This is a genomic window from Trueperella sp. (assembly GCF_043424875.1).
Lineage (GTDB): Bacteria > Actinomycetota > Actinomycetes > Actinomycetales > Actinomycetaceae > Trueperella.
This window is the reverse complement of the sequence record NZ_JBHWPL010000048.1, coordinates 1-2,943: the sequence shown is the minus strand read 5'-3', so window position 1 is coordinate 2,943 and position 2,943 is coordinate 1. Positions and strand designations below refer to the sequence as shown.

The following is a 2,943-nucleotide window of genomic DNA, read 5'->3' as shown; positions in this document are numbered from 1 at the left end:
GAAGAGATCTCATGGGATCAGGCTCTGACCGAGATCGCGGAGAAGATGGAAGACATCAAGTCCCGCTATGGCAATGAAGCCTTCTACATCCAGTACGGCACCGGCGTGCTTGGCTCCGTCATGGCGTGCTCGTGGCCGCCCGAGGCCACCCCTCCGGCCAGGCTCCTGTCGGTCTACGGCGGATACCTCGACCACTACTCCGATTACTCGACGACGGCGATCACCCAGGCCTACCCCTACTTCTACGGCGGATGGGTCAACTCCAACTCGCTGGACGACGTCGCAAACTCCAAGCTGCAGGTCATGTTCGGAAACAACCCGCTCGAGACCCGCATGTCGGGCGGCGGACACGTGTTTGTGTCCCAGCAGATTAAGAAGGAAAACGGCGTTCGCACGATCGTCGTCGACCCGCGCTATTCCGAAACCTCGGTGGCGCTTGGCGACGAGTGGGTCGCCCTTCGCCCCGGCACGGACGCCGCGCTGATCGCGGGAATGATTTACGTGATGGTCGAAGAGGACCTCCACGATCAAGAGTTCCTCGACAAGTACTGCATTGGTTTCGACGAGGACCACATGCCCGAAGGCGCTCCCGAGAACGCCTCCTACCGCTCCTACCTCGAAGGTAAGGGACCGGACGGCGTCGAGAAGACTCCCGAATGGGCTGCCGATATCACGGGCGTGGACGCCGCGACGATCCGGCGCATCGCACGTGAAATCGCCAATGCCAAGCCGTGCGCAATCACGCAGGGTTGGGGCCCGCAGCGCCACGCCAACGGCGAGAACACGGCGCGGGCGATCTTCCTCCTCGCGTGCGTGACCGGTAACCCCGGCATCCCCGGTGGTGGCACGGGCGCCCGCGAAGCTTCCTCCGGACTCGCCATCGCGAATCCGTTCTACACCCAGCATCCCAATCCGTCAGACAAGATCATTTCGTGCTTCTCGTGGCTGGACGCCATCGAGCACGGCCCGGAGATGGACACCTATAACTCCGCGGTCGGCATGAAGCCTGGCCCGGGCGTCCGCGCCCTCAAGGTACCGATTGACGACGACGGGAATCCGGAGAACACCAGCCTCGAGGTCCCTATCAAGGCGGTTTTCCAGTACGGTTCGAATTCGCTGGTCAATCAGACGGGTAACAATAACGAATCGGTTGCCATCCTCCAGGACGAGTCGAAGGCGGAACTGATCGTCACGTGCGACATCATGTACACGGTCTCGGCCCGCTACTCGGACTACATCCTGCCCGGCACCTCGACCTCGGAAGAATTCGACTTCCACAACGGTCAAAATGGTGGCCCGATGGCCTACGGCATCGTCTCGCAGCAGGCGATCGAGCCGATGTACGAGACGAAGTCGATCTTCGATATTTGTACAGAACTGGCAGCCAAGCTCGACATCGAAGAAGAGTTCACCGATGGCAAGTCCCGCGAGGATTGGCTCCGCCAAACGATCGACGAATCACGTGCAGAAGATCCGGAACTGCCCACGTGGGATGAGTGGAAGGAAATGGGCATCTACCGCCGCAACGCCGGCCCGGTCGTGTCCATGACCGACTTCCGCGAGGACCCCGACGGTAATCCGCTTGACACACCGTCAGGAAAGATCGAGATTTACTCAGATCGGCTCGCAAAGTTGGCGGAAGCATGGGAGTTCGGAACATTCCGCGAAGAACTTCCGGGCGACGTCATCACCCCTCTCCCCGAGTTTACGGCTACGTGGGAAGGCGCACTGGAGGCTCGTGAGAACGAGAAATATCCGCTCCAAGTAATTGGCCACCACTTCAAAGGCCGTACGCATTCGAGCTACGGGAATGTGGAACTTTTGAAAGAGGCGCACACCCAGACCGCATGGCTCAATCCAATTGATGCCAAGGAGCGTGGAATTGACAATGGTGACGCGGTGTTCGTGTTTAATGAACGCGGCACGGTGCAGCTACGCGCATACGTCACGCCTCGCATCATTCCGGGCTCTGTTTCGATCCCGCAAGGTGCTTGGTACAAGCCTCTGCCGTCAGCAGATTTCTCTCTGCCAGACGGAACGAACGCTGACAAGCCTGTCGACGTCGGTGGATCCGTCAACACGCTCACCTCGCTACACCCCACCCCACTTGCCAAGGGTCTGCCGAGCCACACCGTGCTCGCACAGGTCACCAAGGCAGGCGCGGGCGCGCTTGAGACGATCGAAGACCACTACTACAAGCCGTACAGCGCAGACGCTGTCGGAATGCCTGAGGAGAACTAATGACTGAGACATTGACTCAAGCAGGAGCAAATTACGGCTTCTTCTTCGACCAAGAAATCTGTACCGGTTGTAAGGCGTGCCAGATTGCGTGCAAGGATAAGCACGATCTCCCGCTTGGCGTGAATTGGCGCCGTGTGGTTGAGTACTCGGGCGGTTCGTGGAGTAAGAATGGCAACGTCGTCACTCCGAACATTTTCTCGTACTACACGTCTATCGCGTGCAATCACTGCGAGGACGCAATTTGTATGACGGTCTGCCCAACGACGGCGATGAGCCGGCGCGACGACGGCACCGTCTACGTAGATCCCGACAAGTGCGTGGGATGTCGCTACTGCGAGTGGGCGTGTGCCTACGGAGCACCGCAGTTCAACGCCGAAGTTGGCCAGATGACCAAATGCGACCTGTGTTATGACTATCGCGAACAGGGACAAGACCCGGCGTGCGTCGAAGCGTGCCCCTCGCGCGCTCTGGACTGGGGCCCGATCAACGAACTTCGTGCCCAATACGGTACCGAAGACGCCACCGCGCCTTTGCCTGATCCTTCAACCACGAAGCCGCGTCTGGTTATCAAACCACATCGTGATTCGCAGCCGTGGGATTCCTCCGCTGGTTCGATCGCTAACCCGAAGGAGATCTAATGAATCTGCATGAACTCCCCATGATCATCTTCACGGTCGTTTCTCAAATGGCCGTGGGCATGTT

At 59.2% G+C, this 2,943-nt stretch carries 2 protein-coding genes; both read left to right on the top strand.

Translation table 11 applies throughout. From position 1 onward, the window contains the following. Positions 1-2,241: DMSO/selenate family reductase complex A subunit (locus tag ACHFFR_RS04630; protein ID WP_394263109.1), on the top strand; the 2,241-nt coding region annotated here is incomplete at its 5' end. Beyond that, positions 2,241-2,879 carry a DMSO/selenate family reductase complex B subunit gene (locus ACHFFR_RS04625; protein ID WP_394263108.1) on the top strand — a complete coding sequence of 213 codons (639 nt, stop codon included), beginning with the start codon at positions 2,241-2,243 and terminating at the stop codon, positions 2,877-2,879. The genes ACHFFR_RS04630 and ACHFFR_RS04625, both read left to right, overlap by 1 nt. Positions 2,880-2,943: the final 64 nt, after the last annotated feature.

Coding starts and splice junctions, on each gene's coding strand:
- ACHFFR_RS04625 (WP_394263108.1), top strand. CDS start 2,241: ATGACTGAGACATTGACTCAAGCAGGAGCAAATTACGGCTTCTTCTTC.